Genomic DNA, 19463 nt, shown 5'->3' with positions numbered 1-19463 from the left:
ATACCGGTCGTGGATGCGACCGGGCACACCTTACTGCCAGGTAGGGCCCCAGGGCGACTGTCAGTGGCACATCGATCGCAGAAATCCCTCACCGAGCAGCGTGTCGAGCGGGGCCGACGCGCACGGCCGAGCTTCGCCGATGCAGACGCGGCGCACCGGACGCTCCGATCCAGAAGTTTGGTTCGGAGTCACAAACCCGGCGCCGTGGACGCACCGACGAGCACCGGACCGAGACGAAAGGCTGTCGACCCCGATGATCCCCGCACCCGCTACTCGTGACCGCACGGCCACGGTGCAGGTACACATGACCGGCGCCGAGTGGTTCGCCGACTCGCCGGGTGGCCTCAACCGCTACTTCACCGATCTCTACGTCGCGCTCTCCGCCCTCGACGGTGTCAGCGCCTCCGCGTCCGCGTTCGGCGACTCCGATCTGGACGACGCCCACCACGGCACGTCCTCGTGGGGACCCTCGACGGGTTCCACGCTCTCGCGCGTCTGGTCGGCCCTCTCCGCCGATCGCGGTCTGCCGAGGAACACGGTGATCGACCGCCACTTCAGCCTCTTCGGACGCTCCACCGTCGGCCTGCGCGGTGCGCACCCGTCGGTGGCGCACTTCCACGGACCCTGGGCCGCCGAGAGCGCCATGTCCGGCGAGAGCGATCTGGTGGTGCGCGCCAAGTACTGGGTCGAGCGTCTGCGCTTCCTCGACGTGCGCCGGTTCATCGTGCTGTCGGGGCACTCCGCCCGCATCCTCACCGAGGACTACGCCGTCGATCCGGCCGCGATCACGATCATCCCGCCGGGTGTCGACCTGGACCGTTTCGCCGTCACCCCGGCAACGAGCAACACTCGCCCCACCGTCCTCTGCGTGCGCCGACTCGAGCGCCGCATGGGCATCGACCGGCTCGTCGCGGCCTGGCCCGCCGTCGTGGCGGACCACCCGGACGCGCAGCTCGTCGTCGTCGGGACCGGCACCGAGGAGGCGGCACTGCGCAGCCAGGCCGCCGAGTCCACCGCCGGCGACTCCATCGTCTTCACCGGCCGGACCAGCGACGAGCGCCTCGCAGCGCTCTACGCCGAGGCCACCGTCTCCGTGGTCCCGACCCTGAGCCTCGAAGGCTTCGGGCTCATCGCCCTCGAGTCCTGCGCCAGCGGACGCGCCCCCGTCGTGACCGACTGCGGCGGCCTGCCCGACGCCGTCGCGGGCCTCGATCCCTCCCTCGTGGTGCCCGCCGGCGACGTCGACGCACTCGCCCACCGCCTGTCCACCGCGCTGAGCGGCGACGTGCCGAGTGCCGCCGCGTGCCGCGCCCATGCCGAGTCGTTCTCGTGGGAGTCCTCGGCCCGCCGCCACGTCGACGTGTACCGAGAGTTGGTCCAGCGATGACCCGCGCACTGTTCCTCGCCCACACCGCGGCGCCGTCCGGCGCCGAGATCGCGCTGCACCGCCTGGTGCGCGCCATGGACAAGACCGAGGTCACCGTCGTCTTCACCGAGACGGGTCCGATGGTGGACAAGCTCCGTGCCGACGGCATCGACACCGTCGTCGTGGACGGCGCGTTCGACAGCCGCTCCGTGACCATCGAGGGCATGTCCGTCCGCCGCATGATCGGCGGAGTCACCGGCCTGCTCCGGCTGGGGTGGGCCGTGGGCGCCGTCGTTCGCGAGTCGGGTGCCGACGTGGTCGTCGCCGAGTCGTCCAAGGCGTTGCTCATGGGGACCATCGCCGCACGGCGAGCGGGCGTGCCCCTGGTGTGGCACTCCCACGACCGCATCTCCCGCGAGTACTTCGGCACGCTGTTCACCGCCGTGCTGCACGTTCTGGGCTGGACCGCGTGTCGCGGCTTCATCGCCAACAGCACGTCCACGCTGGCCTCGCTGCCCACCTGGCGTCGGCCCGCCGTGGTCGCCTACCCCGGCGTCGACGGGTCGGCGGACCGCCCGGTGGGTGCCCGCCCCGAGCAGTCCGCTCCCGCGGACACGGTGCTGTGTCTGGTCGCCCGCCTCACCCCGTGGAAGGGACACGTCCTCTTCCTCGAGGCGGTCGCGGCGATGACCACCCGGCCGGCGCACGTCTTCCTCGTCGGCGGCACCTTCTTCGGCGAGGAGCCGTACCGCGCAGAGCTCGAGGCCATGGCCGCCGAGCTCGAGCTGCCCGTCACCTTCACCGGCCACGTCGACGATCCGCGGGACTACATGCGGATGTCCGACGTGCTGGTCCACTGCACCCTGACGGCGGAACCGTTCGGTCAGGTCGTGGTCGAGGGCATGCTCGCCGGCTGCGCCGTGGTCGCGTCGCGGCCCGGCGGCCCTGCGGAGATCGTCGAGCACGGTGTCAACGGCATGCTCGTCGACTCCGGCGACCGCGCGGGCCTCACCGCCATGCTCGATCGCGTCGTCGCCGACCGTGACCTGCGGACGCGCCTGTCCGCCGCCGCGCCGGCCCGTGCCGCGCACTTCGACATCGAGGAATCGGCCCGCACCGTCGAGAGCTTCCTCGAGGACGTCCTCGACACCGTGAGCGTGCGTCATGGTCGGTGAACTCACTCGTGGCGGGTCGCGCGGCGGCCCCACCACCGAGCCCCCGAAGCACCGCCGTGGATCGCTGCACAAGCTGTCGGCGGTACGCGACATCGCCTTCGTCAGCTTCGGCAAGTACGGCCAGTACCTGGTCACGATCGTCACGCTGCCGCTCACGGCCCGCATCCTCGGCACCGAGGGGCTGGGTCTGCTCGCGATCGCGATGTCGGCGTACTTCATCGGCTCGCTGCTGGTCGACTTCGGCATCACCACGTTCCTCGCGGCGATGGCGAACGACGAGAACCTCAACCAGCTCCGTGGCAACTACCTCGCGCTGCGCGCCACGGTGCTCGCCGTGATGGGCACCGGGCTGCTAGCGAGTCTCCTGGTCGGTGCGCACGTCCACCTGCACATGATCCTGCTCGGCCTCTTCGCCGGCGGCTTCGCGTCGTTCGGTGATGACTGGGTGCTCGTGGCCCAGGCCCGCTTCGGCATCGGCGTGGTCTACCAGGGCATCGGCCGCATCCTGTACCTCGTGCTGCTGGTGACGCTGCTGCCGATGTTCCCCAGCGCCGCGGTCGCGATGCTGTGCCTGCTGGCGTCGTCGGTGGTGTCCGTGGCCCTGACCTGGCGGCTCACCATCCGCGAGTTCGGCCCGCCGAGCAAGCCGAAGGACGTCACCGGGATGGTCCGCATGGGCGTGCCCGTCCTGACCTCGCGGTTGCTCATCACCAGCTACGGCCAGGGCGCCGCGACCTTCTACTCCGTGGCGCTGTCCGCGGCGTCGCTCGGCATCTTCTCCGCGAGCGACCGGCTGATCCGCGCGTTCCAGTCGCTGCTCGACGCCATCGGCTACGGCCTGCTGCCGCGGCTGGCCCGCGGCCGGGAGGACCACTTCTGGCAGAACGCACTGCGCGGACTGACCGCGTGCGTGGGTGTGGCCGTCGTGGCCACCGTCGGGCTGTGGGTGAGCGCGCCGCTGCTGATCTCGCTGGTGTTCGGCGATCAGTTCTCGTCCGCGGTGGACATCATGCGCGTGCAGGTGTTCATCCTGCCCTTCACCGCCATCACCTCGTTCGTCACCACCGCCATCCTGCCGGTCCGCCAGGACACCAAGGGAGTGCTGATCGGCGCCGTCGTCGGCACCGTCTTCGCCGCGGGAGCGCTGGCCACCGCGCTGTCCACCGAGTCGGTGTGGGCGCTGGTCTACGGCACGCTCACCTGCGAGGTCGCAGTCGCGGCCTGGTACCTGTTCCGGGTGCGCATGCTGCATCGCCGCAACGACGATGCGCTGCACGCGGAATCGGAGGCACCCACCGTGCCGATGGCCGTGGTCGCCTCCGATGCCCCCACCGTTCCCCTCGCCGTTCGCCGCTTCCGGGAGGCAAGTCGATGAAGATCCTGTTCCTCGGAGACGACTGGATCGGCAGCAACGCCCGGTCCATGGCCGACGGGTTCCGCGAGGCCGGCCACACCGTGCTCGTCGTCGACACCACTCCGGTCGCGCTGCCGACCCGGCTGTCCCCGCCGTGGGTGTACAGCAAGCTCGGCCGCGGCCGCGCCCCCTGGGTGCTCGAGGCGCTGCACCGCCGCATCGAGGCGGCGGCAGCCCAGTTCCGCCCCGACATGCTGTTCGCGTTCCGCACCGTGCATCTCGACCAGGACCGACTGCTGGCTCTGCCGGCGGGTCTGCACGTGCACTACAGCCCGGACGACGTGTCCAACCCGTACAACACCACGCCGGAGTACCTGCGCCGCGAGGCCGACTGGGACCTCGTCGTCACCACCAAGCGGCACAACGTGCCCGAGCTGGAGTCGCGCGGCGCGAAGTCGACGCTCTTCGTCCACAGCGCGTACGACCCGGCCTGGCACCGTCCGACCGCCCGTCGTGATCCGGCCGAGTACCTCGTCGGCTTCATCGGTGCCTGCCGACCGGACCGCCGCGACTCGATGGTGGAGCTGGCCCGCACGCACGGCTCGGCGATGACGGTCCAGGGTCCGGGATGGCGACGGGTGTCCGCGCTGCGGACGACGTCGGCTCACATCGGCGGCGCCGTGTACGGCGAGGGGTTCTCGGTGGCGGTGTCGGCCGTGCTGGCCAACCTCGTCCTGCTGAACTCGGACAACCGCGACACCCACACGTGCCGCACGTTCGAGGTGCCCGCGGCCGGCGGTCTGTTCGTCGGTGAGCGCACGGACGAGCACATGGCGCTGCTGGAGGACGGACGGGATTGCCGTCTTTTCTCCAGCTCGGACGAACTCGATGACATCCTGGCGTGGTGCCGCACCGAACCTGATGCAGCCAGAGAGATGGCGGAGCGCGGCCGGCTGCGGATCGTCGGTGATCACCACGCGTACGTGGACCGAGCACGGGAGATGACCGATGCGTTGTGACATCGTCGCCCTGCGCCGCCCGACGGGGGTCGCGCCGTGACCGCCTTCACCGCCGTCGCGCTCACCACTGCGGCCATCGTCGCCCTCGTCGTGTCCGCGATGTTCGTGCCGGGTGTCGCCAAGGTGTTCCTGCTGGCGCAGTCCGCCTACTGGTCGCTGAGCTACGTGGCGCGTCCCCTCGTCCTGCTGTGGACGCTCCCGCAGCCGCAGTTCGCGGACAGCCTGGCGGACCCGCGACTGGCGAACATCGGCTACGACATCGGCATCGCCGAGGTGCTGAAGCCCGTCGTGTTCGGTCTGTGGTTCTACGTGGCTCTCGTCGTCGGATACGTGCTGTTCCGTCGGTGGCGCCGGGGACCGCAGGAGCGGACCACCATCGGAGCGGCCGTCGCGGATCCGTACTTCTTCCGCAGCCTCGGCACCATCTACGTGCTGGGTCTCGGCGGACGCTTCGTGTCCTTCGCGACGGGCAACACCGGATCCGCCGGTGAGGTCAGCAGTTCCAACCCGCTCCTCGACTTCGCCGCCACGATGGCGACGGTGGGCGCCCTCGGCCTCATCGTCTTCGCGCGACCGGAGAAGCTGTGGCAGACCGCGGTCCTGCTGCTCGGCCTGATGGGCATGGAGCTCGTGTGGACCGTGATCGTGGAGTCCAAGACCCCCGTGCTCGGTGCGGCTCTCGCCGTCGCCGTGCGCTTCGCCCTCATCGGGTGGACGCGCGGGACCATCCTCGGCGTGCTCGGTATCTCGGCGGGCGCCATCGGCGCGTTCGGCATCCTGCAGTCGCTGAAGGTGGATCCCGAGGCCCGTGCGATCTCGGCGGCCGCCGAGGCCAGCTATCCCCCTGTCGTGCAACCGTTCCTGCCGATCCTGCGCCGCTTCGACCTCCTCGAGGCCGCGACGGACGCGTACTACATGCAGGGCCGGGAATGGATCTCGCACGGCGACGTGGTGAAGAACGCGCTCCTCAACTTCATCCCGTCCCAGCTCCTCGGATCGGAGAAGTTCCAGTCCGGCACCGCGTGGGCCAACCAGGTCCGTGGGTCGTCGGTGGACATGCGCAACGTGTCCGTCTCCCTGGCCGAGGGAAACATCAGTGAGGGCTTCGTGTTCGGCGGGTACGCCGGCGTGGCCGTCACCATGACCTTCACCTTCGTCATGGTGCTGGTCGCCGTTCGATGGCTCCTCGCGAGGAACTTCCTCTTCGTGGTGCTCGGGCTGACGCTCATCGAGTATCCCGTGCTGTTCGAGCGCGGGATCCTCGGGACGACCGAGTCCATCGGCAAATCACTCCAATTGGCAATTCTCGTGTGGATCGTGACGCTTCTCGTCGGCGAGTACTCCCGACAGTGCGCGGAGACACCCCCTCCGACCACGCACGTTCCCGACGACATCTCCACACTCGACCGCTCTTCGAGCAAAGGATCTGCATCATGGGTTTGATCGATTACGTGAACATCGCACGACGCCGGTGGATGACCATCCTGGCCTTCGTCGTGTTGGGAACGGTGGCAGCGGCGGCGTACACGTCGACGCTGAGCTACTCCTACACCTCCTCGAGCCGTCTCTACGTCTCGATGGCGACCGGCACCTCGGTGTCGGACGCCTACCAGGGCAACATGGCGGCGCAGCAGCGTGTCACGTCCTACGTGAACCTGGTGACCAGTGAGCGCGTCATGTCGGGTGTCATCTCCGATCTGCAGCTCGACACCACGCCGGCGGCTCTCGCGTCGACGGTCACCACGTCCTTCGCGCCGGCCACCGTGCTCATCGGCATCTCGGTGTCGGACACGACGCCGGACGGTGCGCGGGCGATCAACGACGCGGTGGTCACCGAGTTCCGTGATCTGGTCAACGAGATCGAGACCACGGAGATCGGCGCGGCTCCCGCGGCGAAGGTGACCGTCGTCGACCCGGCGACCACCCCGGCCGCCGTGGGCGGGCCCGCACCGATGCGCACCCTGCTCATGGGCGCCGTCGCCGGCATGCTGCTCGGCTGCGCTGCGGCGTACCTGCGTGACCGGCTCGACAAGCGCATCCGCACCACCGGCCAGGTCGCCGCGGTCGCTCCCACCGCGTTCCTCGGTGACGTCAAGGCGGCCACGCGCACCGCGGACGCACGGCGCGCCGCACTACGCCTCGACGCCTCGGTCGGCCGGACGACCCCGCACTCCATCGCGGTCGTCGGCGTCTCCCCCGCCGGCGGGTCGGACACCGTCCTCGCCCTGGCGCGTGCGCTCAGCGGACTGGGCCGCCCGACTCTCGTGGTCGACGCCTGCACCGACGGCACCGGAGTGTCGTCCCGCATGCAGAACGCCGGCGGGCTCGCCGATCTCGCACGCTCGCCCAAGCGGTCGGCCACCGATCTCACGCGGCCGAGCCAGGTCGAGGGTCTGAGCATCCTGCCCATGGGCGTGGGTGACGATCGGACCACCCTGTTCCTGGCCTCCCCGCGCTTCGGCACCATCGTGCAGAGCCTGAAGGCCGATCGTGACTACGTGGTGATCGACGCGACCTCGGTGGCGGACGCGACCGATGCGCTCGCCATCGCCGTGCACGTCGACCACGTCGTCGTGGCCGTCGAGAACGGCACCACCACCGCCGCGCAGCTCCGCGCACTGCTGACCGAGCTCGACAGCATCGGGGTCGCCGTGGCCGGAACCGTTCTGGTGCCGCACGTCTCGGCTCGCCGCTGGCCGCTCTCGCTGCTGAAGTCGTCCGCCGCGAAGGACGACGTCGTGCCCGCGACGTCGCCGAAGGCTGCTCCCGTGGCCGAGGTGCGCGACGTACCGACCACCACCCGGACCACCACCGCTGCGCGTCCGACCGCACCGCAGTCCTACCGCGCGCCGTCGCCGGTCCACGAGTCCGAGTACCGGAACGACGACTACCGCGACCGCGACCACCGGAACGACGACCACCGCAATGACGGCTACCGCACCGACGGCTACCGGGACGATCACCAGGATCGCTGGGACACCGTCCAGCCGGCACCTCGTGCCGAGCGCGCCGCCCGTCCCGAGCCCCGCCAGGAGGAGCGTTACGACGTGGTCCAGTCGCCGGCGGACGCCGAGACCGACCGCTTCCACGTGGTGACGGCGGAGCCGATCGAGGTTCCGCAGGACGACGCAGAAGATGGTGTCGCGGAGAAGGACTCGACCGAGTCCGAGGTGAACGACACCATCACCGCGGACGTCGAGGACGTCGACACCGACGAGTCCGAGACGGACGACGCCGACACCAGCGCGACGCCCGAGCCGGTCTCGATCACCAAGGCCGACACGACCACGCCGGCCGCGTCCGACAAGGCGGACAAGGTTGCGCAGGACACGACGGTCACGAAGGCGACCCGTCCCGCGGAGCCCACCACCTCGCGGCCCGTCCGCCCTCGGACGCAGACCGGCCGCCGCACCTTCCGGGTCACCAAGTGAACCAGACCCTCCACTCCACCCGCACCCCGAGCCCGATCGGCTCGCACTCCCGAGAGGACCGAGCACCCATGTCGACGACACCGACCTGGTTCGGATCGGACGGCCGTCGCCTGTTCGGCGTGGTTCACCTTCCCGAAGGCGACCACGCGCGCGCGGGCATCGTGCTGTGCCCGTCGATGGGCAAGGAGCACGTCGACACCTACCGCGGACTCAAGCTGCTCGCGCAGGAGTTGGCCGCGGCCGGCTTCGCCGTGCTGCGGTTCGACTACCTCGGTGTGGGCGACTCGGGCGGCGACCAGAACGACGCTGCGGCGATGGACGGGTGGCTCGCGAGCATCGGGGACGCGGTGAGCCTGGTGCGCTCGCTCGGCTGCACCACGGTCTCCGCCGTCGGCCTGCGCGCCGGTGCCCTGCTTCTCGATCGCGCCGCCGACGCTGTCGGCCCGCTGCACACGGTCGTCCTGTGGGATCCGGTGCCGCGCGGCCGCGCGTACCTGCGCGAGCAGCAGGCGCTGTACCGGCTCGGTGTGGGCACCGACACCGTCGGAACCGACACCGACGACACCGATCTGCACACCATCGGGCACTCGCTGTCCACCGAGGCCGCGGCAGCGCTGTCCGCCCTCGAACTCACCGCGGCGTCACCCGCCGTGTCGCAGTGGATCTTCGCGCTGCGTGACGGGTACTCCTCGCCTCGGCTCGACAAGGCGATCGAGCGGTCGGGCGCGACGGTGCGGCACGTCGGCACGATGACCGAGTTCGTCACGCCCGAGAGCTTCCTGGTGCCGCTGCCGAACACGGCGATCCGCGCGGTCGTCGACATCCTCGACGGCGCACACGACTCCGCCCGCGACTGCGCGGTCGAGTTCACCCCGACCACCAGCGTCACGCACCAGGCGAGCGACGGGTCGACCTTCACCGAGCACATCGAGAGCATCGGTGCGCACGGCCTGTTCGGCATCCGATCAACTCCGGTCGGGACACCGGACTCCGCACCCACTCTGGTCTTCTGCGCCACGGCGAACGACACGCGCACCGGACCGGCGCGGCTGTGGGTCGAGCTCGCTCGCGAGGCGGCGCGCTCCGGTGCGTCCGCGCTGCGCTTCGACCGACGCGGAACCGGTGAATCGGAGGTGGTGCGTGCCGACGAGCACACTCCGATCTACTCGGCGGAGAGCGCCGACGACGTGGTCGCGGCCGCCCGTGCGGCGCATGCCGATCCGCGTCGCGTGGTGCTCACGGGCATCTGCTCCGGGTCGTGGAACGCGGCCCACGCCGCCACGGAGATCGGGGCCGGCGGCGCCGTCATGGTGAACGCCATCGCGTGGAGCTGGAAGCGCAAGAAGTCGACGCAGGGCGAGATCGATCCTGCCGATCTGGGCATCCCGCGGTCGGATCCGGCGTGGCAGAAGACGCCCCGGGCGCGCATCAAGAACGCACTGCAGACGCACCTGCCGTACCGGGCGTGGCGGCTGCTCGGTGTGCGCGGCGTGACCCAGGTTCCCGAGGTCATCCTGCGTTCGCTGGCGGACAACGACGTCGACGCCACCGTGATCCTGGCTCCGGCCGATCACCGCTGGTTCGTCGATCAGCGTGGGCCCGAGGGCCTCACACGCATCCAGCGTCGCAGCGGCACCGTGCCGTTGATCGTCAGCGCGCCCGTCGGTGACCACTCGGCGTACCACGCCGACATGCGCCGCACGATCATCTCCTCGGTGCTCGCCCGAACCATCGAACCGCAGAGACAGCAGGTCACCGCGTGACCGCGAGTTCCTTCGGCCGGCGACGGCTGCTCACCGGCACCCTCGTCGCCGCCACCGTTCCGCTCGCGGTCGCGTGTTCGCGCGACGACGCCGAGTCGGTGCAGTTCCAGTCGCCGAACGTCACGGACACCCCGGCTGCGCGCAACGTGCGTGACTTCGGGGCGACGGGCGACGGCACCACCGACGACACCGAGGCGATCGCGCGGGCGTTCGAAGGCATCACCCAGGCCTCTGCGGTCTACCTGCCCGGCGGCACCTACCGGGTGACGGCGTGGCCGGCGATGGCCGACTACGCCACCGTGTACGGCGACGGCGCCGATGTCACCACCGTCCTGTACGAACAGAACGGCACTCTGATCGACCTGCGGGGACGCCAGCGCGTCAACTTCCGCCGGATGGGGTTCTTCACCACCGGCGCCACGTCGACGTGCTTCTCCCTGTCCGCGTGCTTCCGCTGCTCGTTCGACTCGGTGACCATCCGCGGCAACCACTCGTCGTCCACGTTCCCGCAGTACGAGAACCAGCGCGGAGTGCTGCTGACCGACAACACGGGCGGCACCACGTTCACCAACTGCGACATCAACAACTACGGCATCGGTCTGACGTCGGAGTGCATCCAGAACTACGTGACGGCCTCGAAGTTCACGAGCAACCGTGTCGGGGTGCTCGGCACCGGTGGCGACTTCAACGCCGGCATGGCGTTCACCAACGTCGAGTTCGTGTCGGACAACGACCCGGACACGACGGATCGGCACGTCCGCGTCGACGGTCCCGCGAACGACTGGTGGTTCACCAACGTCTGGTTCGAGGGGTCCGAGGTGGCCCTGAGCATCGGCACGCGCGAGACCGGCGGGCCGTCCCAGTTCGGCATGGTCAACTGCAAGATCTCGGCGCGCACCACGTGTGTCGAGCTGCTGTACTGCCGGCAGCCCTACCTTGCCAACATCATCTTCGATCCGGACCCGAACAGCCGGCCCGCCGAGCTGGTCATCGACGCGGAGCACGTCCCGACGGGCACCGCGGTGAACCTGATCTCGGGCGTCAACGACGACGTGAACGGCGCGGTCTTCCCCGATGCGTGGACCGTGATCGGTCGCGGCACCATGTCGGGGCCCACCTTCACCAGCACGGTGGTCACGCGCACCGTGCAGGACGACGTCGACCTGCTGCAGGCGCGGGACAGCGGCGATGCCGTGACCGCCGCCGTCCTGTCCGACGGCACCTGGTTGTCCGACCGCCGCGAGGCGGGCGTGGTGCTCAAAGACGAGTCCAACGCGTACTGGCGTCTGGTGGTGGGGACGGACGGAACCCTGAGTACCGAGTCCCTCGGCACCGATCGGCCGCGCTGACCGCTACAGCACCCCGAGGTTCTGCCCGCTCACCACACCGGTGTTGCTGATCGACAGCCGCCAACTCTTGCCGTCCGGCGACTTGACGACGGGTCCGCCGCCGGCGGAGAAGAGCTTGCCGCGGCCGAGCACCGACCAGCCACCAGGGAAGGTGTTGCCGGGGAAGTCGGCACCCTGGCTGGTGATGAGGTTGATCGCGGTCCCCTCCGCGACATACTGCGCGTTCACCCTGATGAGCTGGGGATTCGACTGTTGGTCGGCGTCGAACGCCACGTTGGCGAGGTACGGCTGGCGGCAGTGCTGCAGATCGAGGCAGATCCCGCGAGCGGCGACCTTGCAGTTGACCATGCCGAACTGCGACGGTCCGCCCGTGCCCGCCTTACCGATGGTGAGGGCCGTCGCCGCTCCCTCGAACCACACGTTGGTGAGCCACCAGTCGTTGGCCCGGCCGTCCACGACGAGATGCGACGTGGTGGTGTTCGCATTGATGTCGGAGACGAACTCGGTGTTGACGATCGACATTCCCGACGCGAAATTGTTGCCCGTTCCCAGCAGCCCGATCCAGTTGGTCGCGAACTTGCAGTTGGCGATGTACGACTGAATGGCCGTCGTCGACATCGCCGTTCCGTAATTGTTGAAGTCGCAATTCACGAACGACGTTCCGCCGGTGTTGTTGATCAGCGACACGCCTTTCTGCGGCAGGAACCGGGGGTAGCTCTGCGGGGTGTGGTTACCGCGGAAGACCACCGAGTCGAACGAGCAGCGGAAGCAGGCGTCGAGAAGCACGGCCAGCGACGAGGGATCCAGCGAGAAGATGCCCAGGTTCTTCAGTGCGACGCGCTGACGGCCCTTGAGGGTGAGCAGCGTGCCCGAGCTGGTGTGCACGATCGTCGTCAGATCGGCGCCGGCTCCGAACACGGTGGCGTAGTTGGCGAATTGTGGGAGCGAACGCACCCGGAACATGCCGGGCGGGAAGTACAGCGGCCGGTTCTGTTGCTGCGCTGCGGTATACGCGGCGGCGACGGCGGCGGTGTCGTCGGCGGCGTTGTCACCCTTCGCGTTGTACGGGGCAGCCTTGACGTTGACCCACCCGAGCAGGGCGCCGGGGTCGGTCTCGCCCGCCGCGAGGGTCACGGCCACGGGGTCGTCGGCCTGCGCGAGGATGCTGCTCGCCGCGAGCGTGGTGCCCACTCCAGCGGCCAGTCCCCCCATGAGCAGTGCGCGGCGGTCGAGCCGCGAACCCGAAGGACCTCTGTCGTTCATGGTTTACCCCTTCACCATCGTGGTCGGCGCACCTCCTGCCCCCGCTCGGCGCCTGCCCATACACAAGCAAAGAAATGCGCATTCACGACGCGACGCGCCGCCCCGAGAGACCTGCGATACACGGCGGTGTGAAAAAGACCGACCGCGGCTTCCACATCGAAAGCCGTTCACTGATGGGCATCGTGTTTCGCGCCCGCCCACCAAGACAAAGGCAGGAAAGTGTGTCGGCCGTCACGCGGCGCCGAGCACCCACCGAGGCCGCGACCACACCTGCCAGTACTCCGTCGTGTGGAAGCCCAGCGACGCGTAGAGCGGCACTCCGGCCGGGGAGGCGAGGCACAGATCCTGCGACGGCCCGTGCAGTCCGGTCTCGACGTGCTTGCCGCCCGCGATGAGGCGCGCCGCGTGTCCGGCACGGCGATGGTCGGGGTGGGTGGCCAGCGCCCACCCCGTGACGGTGTCGCCGGCGCGGCAGGACAGGAGGCAGGAGACGAGCTCGTCGTCGACGAACAGGCCGAACGCCATGGCGTCGGGACGGCGAAGCGTCTCCGCGGTGTAGACGGCGGCGGCCAGCTCGGGCCCCACCCCGAACGCGAGCGACGCGACCTCCTGACAGGCGGGCAGGTCTGCCTCTGTGATCTCGCGCACCCCGTCCACCGGCTGCGACCCACCGGCGGACCGGTGCATGAACGGCATGGCCTGCAGGCTCACCCAGCCGGCGTCGGCCAGGGTCTGCGCCCCCGAGAGGCCGGCGCCGGCCAGCATCACCAGAGCCGGTCGGCGGAGCGCGGTCACCGAGTCGATCACCCGTCCGACCTGTTCAGCGGCGTCTCCGCCGTGCACCAGGGCGAGGTTGTAATCGGGTCGGTCCAACCCGCTGAACGCCACCCAGCCGGAGTCGGTCGACTCGAACGTGTGGTCCGCCCAGGAGCGCGTCGTCTGTCCGAACGACTGCCGGAGCGCCTCCATCTCGCGCTCCGACGACCGTCCGATCGGCATCTCACTCACGCCTTCACCAAAACCTTCCTGCGGTACGGAAACTTCTCATATACACTTCTCGTAGATTGTTGCGGCGTCCACAAGAGCCGACGCGGTCGAGTTCTTCCATGTAAGTCGACGATGCATTCGCCGCGGGGCGCGATATGAGCGTGACTGTCTGTCTGAACCGTAGGCAAGGAGTAAACCCTCGTGACGCACCCGTCACCAACCCGGGACACCATCGTCCGTAGCTCGCTGCACCGAGCCGGTCGACTACCCGTCGATCCGTGGACGCTGGGCGACGACGAGAACCTGTTCGACGCCGGCCTGAGTTCGCACGCCAGCGTGGCCGTGCTCGTGGATCTGGAGGAATCGGCCCAGGTCGAGTTCCCCGATCACCTTCTGCGTCGTTCCACGTTCGCCACGATCGCCGCCATTCGTGACGCGCTGGACCATGTGTCCGACACCTCCGCAGCCGTCCAGCCGGAGGCGAGCCGATGACCACCTCGCACCCCGACACCTCGCCGATCGATCTCCGTGGCGACAACCACCGAGGCGACAAGCGCCGCGGGGCGGACTCACCCGATCTCGAGCCGGAGAACCTGCTCCCCCGCTTCGCCCGCCATGCCGAGGCCGTGCAGTACGCACAGGCAGCGCAGGAGGCGACGGCCACCGAGGTCACCCCGCCCATCCCGCTCCGTCCCAACATCCCGGATCCGCGCAGCCGTCTGTCGCGCTGGCCGGCTCTGCACCTGAGCGCGGTGCTCGGCATCGTCCTCGAGTCGATGTTCGTCTCCCTCGCGATCGCGCTCGCGCCGTTCGACGGCCACCCAGTGATCGTGACCGTGCTGATCGTCGTCTTCGCGGTGCTGCCGCAGCGCCGTCGTCAGCGTCTCACGCTGTCGATGCTGGACGATCTGCCGCTGATGGCCGCCATCGTGCTGTTGGTCTCCATGAGCGCCATCGTCATCGTGGCGCCGTCCACCACCCTGCTCACGGCCGCCCTCATCTCCCTGTCCGTCCTGGCGGCCACCATGGCGGGGCGCGAGGCGTCCTACTTCGTCGCCCGTCGGCTGCGGCGTCGGCCGCGCTTCCAGCGCCGCACCGTCGTGATCGGCAGCGGGCTCGTGGCCACGCAGCTCGTCGAGAGCATGCAGTCCTACCCGGAGCACGGTCTCGAGCCGCACGCCCTGCTGGACGATTCACCGATGCCGGCGAGCGTGGCCAGCCACATCCCCGTCGAGCCGCTGGCGAACCAGCTGCGGACCTACATCGATTTGCACCAGATCGACACCATCGTCATCGCGTTCTCGGCGATGCGGGAGTCGGCTCTGCTGACACTGCTGCGCGAGTGCGACCGGATGGACTGCGAGATCTTCGTGGTGCCTCGTCTGTTCGAGTTCGTGAGCGTCACCGGTGAGATGGACCGACTGCACGCCATCCCGCTGGTGCGTATCCGACGCGACGCGCACCGGTCGCTCGCCTGGCGCATGAAGCGCGTTCTGAGCAGCATCCTTGCGGGTATGGCTCTCTTCGTGTTGTCCCCGCTCCTGCTCGCCATCGCGGCAGCCGTGCGGTTCTCCGATCCGAGCGCGCCCGTGCTGTTCAAGCAGTTGCGCGTCACCGGCAACGGTCAGCTGTTCGCCTGCCTCAAGTTCCGGTCGATGAAACCCGCGTCGCGCACCGAGTCGGACACGACGTGGAACATCTCCCAGGACGACCGCGTCGGGCGACTGGGCCGCTTCCTGCGCAAGACCTCTCTGGACGAGTTGCCTCAGCTGTGGAACATCATGGTGGGCGACATGGATCTGGTGGGCCCGCGCCCCGAGCGACCGCACTTCGTCGACAAGTTCACCACCGAGATCCCGGGCTACTCCGCGCGTCACCGCGTGCCCGGCGGACTCACGGGATGGGCTGCGGTGCACGGACTCCGAGGCGACACGTCACTCAAGGACCGCGCGCTCTACGACAACTTCTACATCGAGAACTGGAGTCTCTGGCTCGACGTCAAGATCCTGCTCCGTACAGTCCTGTCCGTACTGCGGCGGACCGGTGGCTGAGACTCGTGACCTTTCGCCGCCTTCTGGTGGCGTTCTCGGTGCTGCTCGTGGCCATCGTGGCCGCGGGATGGCCCGTGTACGTCCACCCTCAGACAGACCCACTCCGACCGGCCGACGCCGTCGTGGTGCTCGGGGGAAAGCCCTACGGGCGCTTCCACTACGGCATCGACATCGCCGAGCAGGGGTACGCACCCGAAGTGGTGCTCTCCAACTCGGTGGGCCCGGACGACGTGCGCATGCAGCAGATCTGCAACGGCACCTACACCGTGACGGTGTCGTGCTTCCTCCCGGATCCGTACTCCACGAAGGGCGAGGCGGAGGAGATCAAGCGCCGCGCCGCCGCGGAGAACTGGAAACACATCATCGTGGTGACCTACACGCCGCACCTGTCTCGGTCGCGCTACATCGTCCAGCAGTGCTTCGACGGCGAGGTCACCATGTCTCCCAACCCCACTCAGGAGGGGATCGGAGAATGGATCGGCAGCTACATCTATCAGACTGCCGGCTACATCAAGGCTGCACTCGACAGCGAGTGCTCGTGACCGTGGCCTGACGGCCCGGACACGCGACGAACACGAACGCCGTAGTGCGGCATCGCTGCGATGCGATGCCGTCGGGGGCTACGGCGCTCGTGTTCGACGACGTTCACAGCAGGACAACGACATGCACCGCGAACGGCAGGATCAGAACCCGGGGATGAGACCCGGCGGGATCTGGATGCCGGGCGGCAGCTGCACACCGGGGAGTCCCGGGATGGTCGGCGGAGCGGGCGCGGGGGCCGGCGCCACGTCGGGAACCTCGGCGGCCGGAGCGGGCGCCTCCACCGGAGCCGGAGCGACCGGGGGAACGGTGGTGGTGGTCGGCGGCACCGTGGTGGTGGTCCGTGTGGTGGTCGCCGTCGTCGTGGACGGTGCGTCCGAACTCGACGTTCCCGCCTGATCGGCCGGCGTGACGTCGGCGGTGGACTGCGACGGCGTGGCGCCGTATCCGAGCGCGAGCCCGACGGCAGCGATCACCGCGAGACCGACGGCCGCGATGAGCGGCAGCCGTGGGCGTGACGAACGCTGTTCCGGCGCTGCGGAACCGGACCCGGAGAGCCACGAGGGAGTCTCCGCCGCACGCGGATCCGCCACGTCGGGGCGATGCTCCGAGTCGCGAGCCGCATGGTCGATGTCGCGCGCAGAGTGCTCACGGCTCTCCACGTCGCTGTAGGCCATGGTCTCCGCGGACGGTGCGCTGAGCGCCTTCTCCGGCGCCGGTGCGTCCGGCGTGCGCGGCTCGACCGGCCCGGCGACCACGGGAGCGGACACCAGCGGTGCCGCGACGGTCGGAGCGGGAGCAGCGGGACGAGGGGCGGCCATCGGGACGGGACCGGAGTTCGACTGGCCGTCCACGGGAGTCGCGGACAGTGCCGCACCCTTCGCGGCGACCAGCTCGGGCTCCGCGGGCGTGATGGTGGGCAGACCGACCCAGCCCGCGAGCGTCGCCCGGACCAGGGGTATGCGGGATCCGCCGCCGATCATGACGAGAGCATCGACGGGGCGGCCGGCGCGCGTGATGACGTCGCGCGTGAGCCGCGCGGACTGCTCGATGGGGACGGCGACCATCGACTCGAACGCTTCGCGGGACAGCAGGATGAGCCCGCCGATACCCGGCAGGCACACGGCGCCGCTCGAGGAGAGCTGTTCCTTGGCCACGCGGCACCGGAGCTCGAACTCGCGTCCGTCCACGTCGTCCAGGCCGCTCTGCTGGCGGCCGATCTGGTTGTCGCGGATGGTGGCGTCGAACATGTTGCCGCTGACGGCGAAGCTGCGCTCGGAGGCGAGCACCTGCCCGTTGTCGAGGTCGACGACGGTGACGCTGAGACCCGAGCTGCCCAGGTCGTACAACCCGACGACGTGGAGCCCGTCGAGGTCGCCCGTGGACCGCAGGAACTGCACGGCGGCATGCACTTCGGGGACGAGGCGGTAGTTGACGATGTGCTGGCGGGCCATGGCCCGGGCGACGGCGCCGGCCTGCGCGTCGTCGCGGTAGGCGACGCCGGTGGCGGAGATCGACTCGGGGTCGGCGGGGTCGGCGAGGATGACGCCGATGGACTCGGCCGCGAGCTGCTCGGCCTGGTCGAAGGTGGTGTCGATGGCGCGGTGGCGGAAGGCGGCCTCGACGCCCGCGCGCAGCCCCTGAACGGGCCTGGCCAAGCGCACGGCACTGGTGCCCACCGACACTCCCAGTACTGTCATGAGCCGCCTTGTCCGGACCGATGTACCGCACGACGAGCGCGTGCGATCACAGAGTGTAACCAGGCCGCGCCATCGCCGTCACATCGGCTGTTATGACCTGACAAACGGGGTAGGCGTCCACTTTGTCCGGAGGCCGGTCACGCGTAGGGCATGCGGGCGGTCTCCGGATCGCCGAACGTGACCGCTCGCTCGCGTCTGGTTCCCGAGGCGAGGGTCGCGGCCCAGTTGATCAAGGTGCCGGCACGGTTGCGTCGACCCGAGAGGAACGCGATGTGGATCGCGCCCCACGCGGCCCACCCGGCGAAGCCCGAGAGCTGGATGGGGCCCGCCTGCAGCAGGGCGTGCCGACGCGCGATGTAGGCCGCGCTACCGAGATCGTGGTACTTGAACGGCGACGACGCGCGCGTCCCGTTCTCGATGGTCTTGGCGATCATCGCGCCCGCGTGGCGGCCGCCCTGCATGGCGACCTCCGCGACGCCGGGCAGATCGTTCAGCGCGGCCACGTCGCCCACGACGTACACGGTGGGGTGCCCGGCGACCGAGAGGTCCTTCTCCACCGGAATGCGTCCGCCGCGTGCCTGCGTGACGCCCAGTGCGGACGCCAGGGTGCCGGCGAACGGCACCGCCTCGACGCCCGCGGTCCACAGCACGGTGTGGGTGTCGTAGGTCGTCTTCTGCTTGTCCGACTTGCGGGTGACCTCGATGTGGTCGGCCGTCACGTCGGTCACGTGGACCCCGAGGTGGGTCTCCACCCCGATGTGGTCGAGGGTCTTCTGAGCCTTCGCCGACAGCGTGGCGTCGAACGACTCGAGGACGCGGTCACCGCCGTGGAACAGCAGCACCCGCGCCTCGCTCGGGTCGATCGAGCGGAACTCGTGCTCGAGCGCCCCGACGGCGAGCTCACGGATCTGTCCGGCGATCTCGACGCCGGTGGGGCCGCCGCCGGACACCGCGAACGTGAGCCAGGGCCGCCGCTCCTCGGGAGTGGGCAGCGACTCGGCCATCTCGAACGCGCTGATGAGCTTGCGGCGGATCGCGAGCGCGTCGTCGACGGTCTTCATTCCGGGCGCGTACTTCGCGAACTCCTCGTTGCCGTGATAGCTCTGCCGCATGCCGGCGGCGAACACGAGGTAGTCGAAGGGCAGCTCGAACGTCGACCCGTCGATACGCGACGCGGTGAGACGTCGCTTCTCGAGATCGATGCCCGACGCCTCCCCGAGCGCGACGTGGGTGTTCTTCTGTCGACGCAGGAGGTGCCGCAGCGGCGAGGTGATGGATCCCTCGGACAGCAGGCCGGTGGCGCACTGGTAGAGCAGCGGTTGGAAGACGTGCGAGGTGCCGCGGTCGATCACGGTGACGTCGCCGTCGATGCGGCGCAGTCGCCGGGCGGCGTACAGCCCGCCGAATCCGCCGCCGACGACGACGACACTCGGGCGCTGTCGTGAGAGTTCATCAGCCATGCTCG

The 19463-nt window shown here is 69.5% G+C and carries 15 protein-coding genes; 11 read left to right on the top strand and 4 right to left on the bottom strand.

Annotated elements, in window-relative coordinates; translation table 11 throughout:
• Positions 1 to 304: 304 nt before the first annotated feature.
• The 8 genes from ASG69_RS20785 to ASG69_RS20750 all read left to right on the top strand — a co-directional run bounded on the left by ASG69_RS20785 (position 305) and on the right by ASG69_RS20750 (position 11457).
• Positions 305 to 1387, top strand: a complete 1083-nt coding sequence (locus tag ASG69_RS20785; protein ID WP_056444350.1) for a glycosyltransferase family 4 protein — start codon at positions 305 to 307, stop codon at positions 1385 to 1387.
• A complete protein-coding gene (locus ASG69_RS20780; protein WP_056443977.1) occupies positions 1384 to 2541 on the top strand; it encodes a glycosyltransferase family 4 protein in 1158 nt (385 codons plus the stop codon). The genes ASG69_RS20785 and ASG69_RS20780 overlap by 4 nt, the downstream gene beginning before the upstream one ends.
• Positions 2531 to 3916, top strand: a complete 1386-nt coding sequence (locus tag ASG69_RS20775) for a lipopolysaccharide biosynthesis protein (RefSeq protein WP_082544422.1) — start codon at positions 2531 to 2533, stop codon at positions 3914 to 3916. The genes ASG69_RS20780 and ASG69_RS20775 overlap by 11 nt, the downstream gene beginning before the upstream one ends.
• Positions 3913 to 4914: a CgeB family protein gene (locus ASG69_RS20770; RefSeq protein WP_027506967.1), complete on the top strand. Its 1002-nt coding sequence runs from the start codon at positions 3913 to 3915 to the stop codon at positions 4912 to 4914. Before ASG69_RS20775 ends, ASG69_RS20770 begins: the two co-directional genes overlap by 4 nt.
• 36 nt (positions 4915 to 4950) lie before the next feature.
• A complete protein-coding gene (locus tag ASG69_RS20765) occupies positions 4951 to 6357 on the top strand; it encodes a hypothetical protein (RefSeq protein ID WP_056443974.1) in 1407 nt (468 codons plus the stop codon).
• Positions 6348 to 8345, top strand: coding sequence for a Wzz/FepE/Etk N-terminal domain-containing protein (locus tag ASG69_RS20760; RefSeq protein WP_056443971.1), 1998 nt, complete (start codon positions 6348 to 6350; stop codon positions 8343 to 8345). Before ASG69_RS20765 ends, ASG69_RS20760 begins: the two co-directional genes overlap by 10 nt.
• Positions 8346 to 8413: 68 nt before the next feature.
• Positions 8414 to 10108 carry an alpha/beta fold hydrolase gene (locus ASG69_RS20755; protein WP_156380614.1) on the top strand — a complete coding sequence of 565 codons (1695 nt, stop codon included), beginning with the start codon at positions 8414 to 8416 and terminating at the stop codon, positions 10106 to 10108.
• Positions 10105 to 11457 carry a glycosyl hydrolase family 28-related protein gene (locus tag ASG69_RS20750; protein WP_027506969.1) on the top strand — a complete coding sequence of 451 codons (1353 nt, stop codon included), beginning with the start codon at positions 10105 to 10107 and terminating at the stop codon, positions 11455 to 11457. Before ASG69_RS20755 ends, ASG69_RS20750 begins: the two co-directional genes overlap by 4 nt.
• 3 nt (positions 11458 to 11460) lie before the next feature.
• On the opposite strand, the gene ASG69_RS20745 is transcribed toward ASG69_RS20750, so the two are convergent.
• Together ASG69_RS20745 and ASG69_RS20740 are read right to left on the bottom strand one after the other, a co-directional pair.
• Positions 11461 to 12720, bottom strand: a complete 1260-nt coding sequence (locus ASG69_RS20745; RefSeq protein WP_231476457.1) for a glycosyl hydrolase family 28-related protein — start codon at positions 12718 to 12720, stop codon at positions 11461 to 11463.
• Between the two features lie 231 nt (positions 12721 to 12951).
• Entirely contained in the window at positions 12952 to 13728 is a 777-nt protein-coding gene (locus tag ASG69_RS20740) for a GNAT family N-acetyltransferase (protein ID WP_156380613.1), read from the bottom strand.
• Positions 13729 to 13908: 180 nt separating this feature from the next.
• Between ASG69_RS20740 and ASG69_RS20735 the strand changes: the two genes are divergently transcribed.
• From ASG69_RS20735 to ASG69_RS20725, 3 genes are read left to right on the top strand one after another with little or no spacing between them, the layout of a single operon-like run.
• Positions 13909 to 14199, top strand: coding sequence for a phosphopantetheine-binding protein (locus ASG69_RS20735; protein WP_231476458.1), 291 nt, complete (start codon positions 13909 to 13911; stop codon positions 14197 to 14199).
• Positions 14196 to 15758: a sugar transferase gene (locus ASG69_RS20730; RefSeq protein ID WP_056443960.1), complete on the top strand. Its 1563-nt coding sequence runs from the start codon at positions 14196 to 14198 to the stop codon at positions 15756 to 15758. The genes ASG69_RS20735 and ASG69_RS20730 overlap by 4 nt, the downstream gene beginning before the upstream one ends.
• Before the next feature lie 5 nt (positions 15759 to 15763).
• A complete protein-coding gene (locus tag ASG69_RS20725; RefSeq protein ID WP_056443957.1) occupies positions 15764 to 16300 on the top strand; it encodes a YdcF family protein in 537 nt (178 codons plus the stop codon).
• Between the two features lie 141 nt (positions 16301 to 16441).
• On the opposite strand, the gene ASG69_RS22660 is transcribed toward ASG69_RS20725, so the two are convergent.
• A complete protein-coding gene (locus tag ASG69_RS22660) occupies positions 16442 to 17998 on the bottom strand; it encodes an Hsp70 family protein (protein WP_056443954.1) in 1557 nt (518 codons plus the stop codon).
• A gap of 137 nt (positions 17999 to 18135) precedes the next feature.
• A complete protein-coding gene (locus ASG69_RS20715) occupies positions 18136 to 19458 on the bottom strand; it encodes an NAD(P)/FAD-dependent oxidoreductase (protein ID WP_056443950.1) in 1323 nt (440 codons plus the stop codon).
• Positions 19459 to 19463: the final 5 nt, after the last annotated feature.

It is taken from the genome of Rhodococcus sp. Leaf225, assembly GCF_001426145.1.
In the GTDB taxonomy this organism is placed as follows: Bacteria; Actinomycetota; Actinomycetes; order Mycobacteriales; family Mycobacteriaceae; genus Rhodococcoides.
The sequence above is the reverse complement of the archived record's forward strand: the minus strand, read 5'-3'. Positions and strand labels throughout refer to the sequence as shown.

Coding starts and splice junctions, on each gene's coding strand:
- ASG69_RS20785 (WP_056444350.1), top strand. CDS start 305: ATGACCGGCGCCGAGTGGTTCGCCGACTCGCCGGGTGGCCTCAACCGC.
- ASG69_RS20780 (WP_056443977.1), top strand. CDS start 1,384: ATGACCCGCGCACTGTTCCTCGCCCACACCGCGGCGCCGTCCGGCGCC.
- ASG69_RS20775 (WP_082544422.1), top strand. CDS start 2,531: ATGGTCGGTGAACTCACTCGTGGCGGGTCGCGCGGCGGCCCCACCACC.
- ASG69_RS20770 (WP_027506967.1), top strand. CDS start 3,913: ATGAAGATCCTGTTCCTCGGAGACGACTGGATCGGCAGCAACGCCCGG.
- ASG69_RS20760 (WP_056443971.1), top strand. CDS start 6,348: ATGGGTTTGATCGATTACGTGAACATCGCACGACGCCGGTGGATGACC.
- ASG69_RS20755 (WP_156380614.1), top strand. CDS start 8,414: ATGTCGACGACACCGACCTGGTTCGGATCGGACGGCCGTCGCCTGTTC.
- ASG69_RS20745 (WP_231476457.1), bottom strand. CDS start 12,720: ATGAACGACAGAGGTCCTTCGGGTTCGCGGCTCGACCGCCGCGCACTG.
- ASG69_RS20730 (WP_056443960.1), top strand. CDS start 14,196: ATGACCACCTCGCACCCCGACACCTCGCCGATCGATCTCCGTGGCGAC.
- ASG69_RS22660 (WP_056443954.1), bottom strand. CDS start 17,998: ATGACAGTACTGGGAGTGTCGGTGGGCACCAGTGCCGTGCGCTTGGCC.
- ASG69_RS20715 (WP_056443950.1), bottom strand. CDS start 19,458: ATGGCTGATGAACTCTCACGACAGCGCCCGAGTGTCGTCGTCGTCGGC.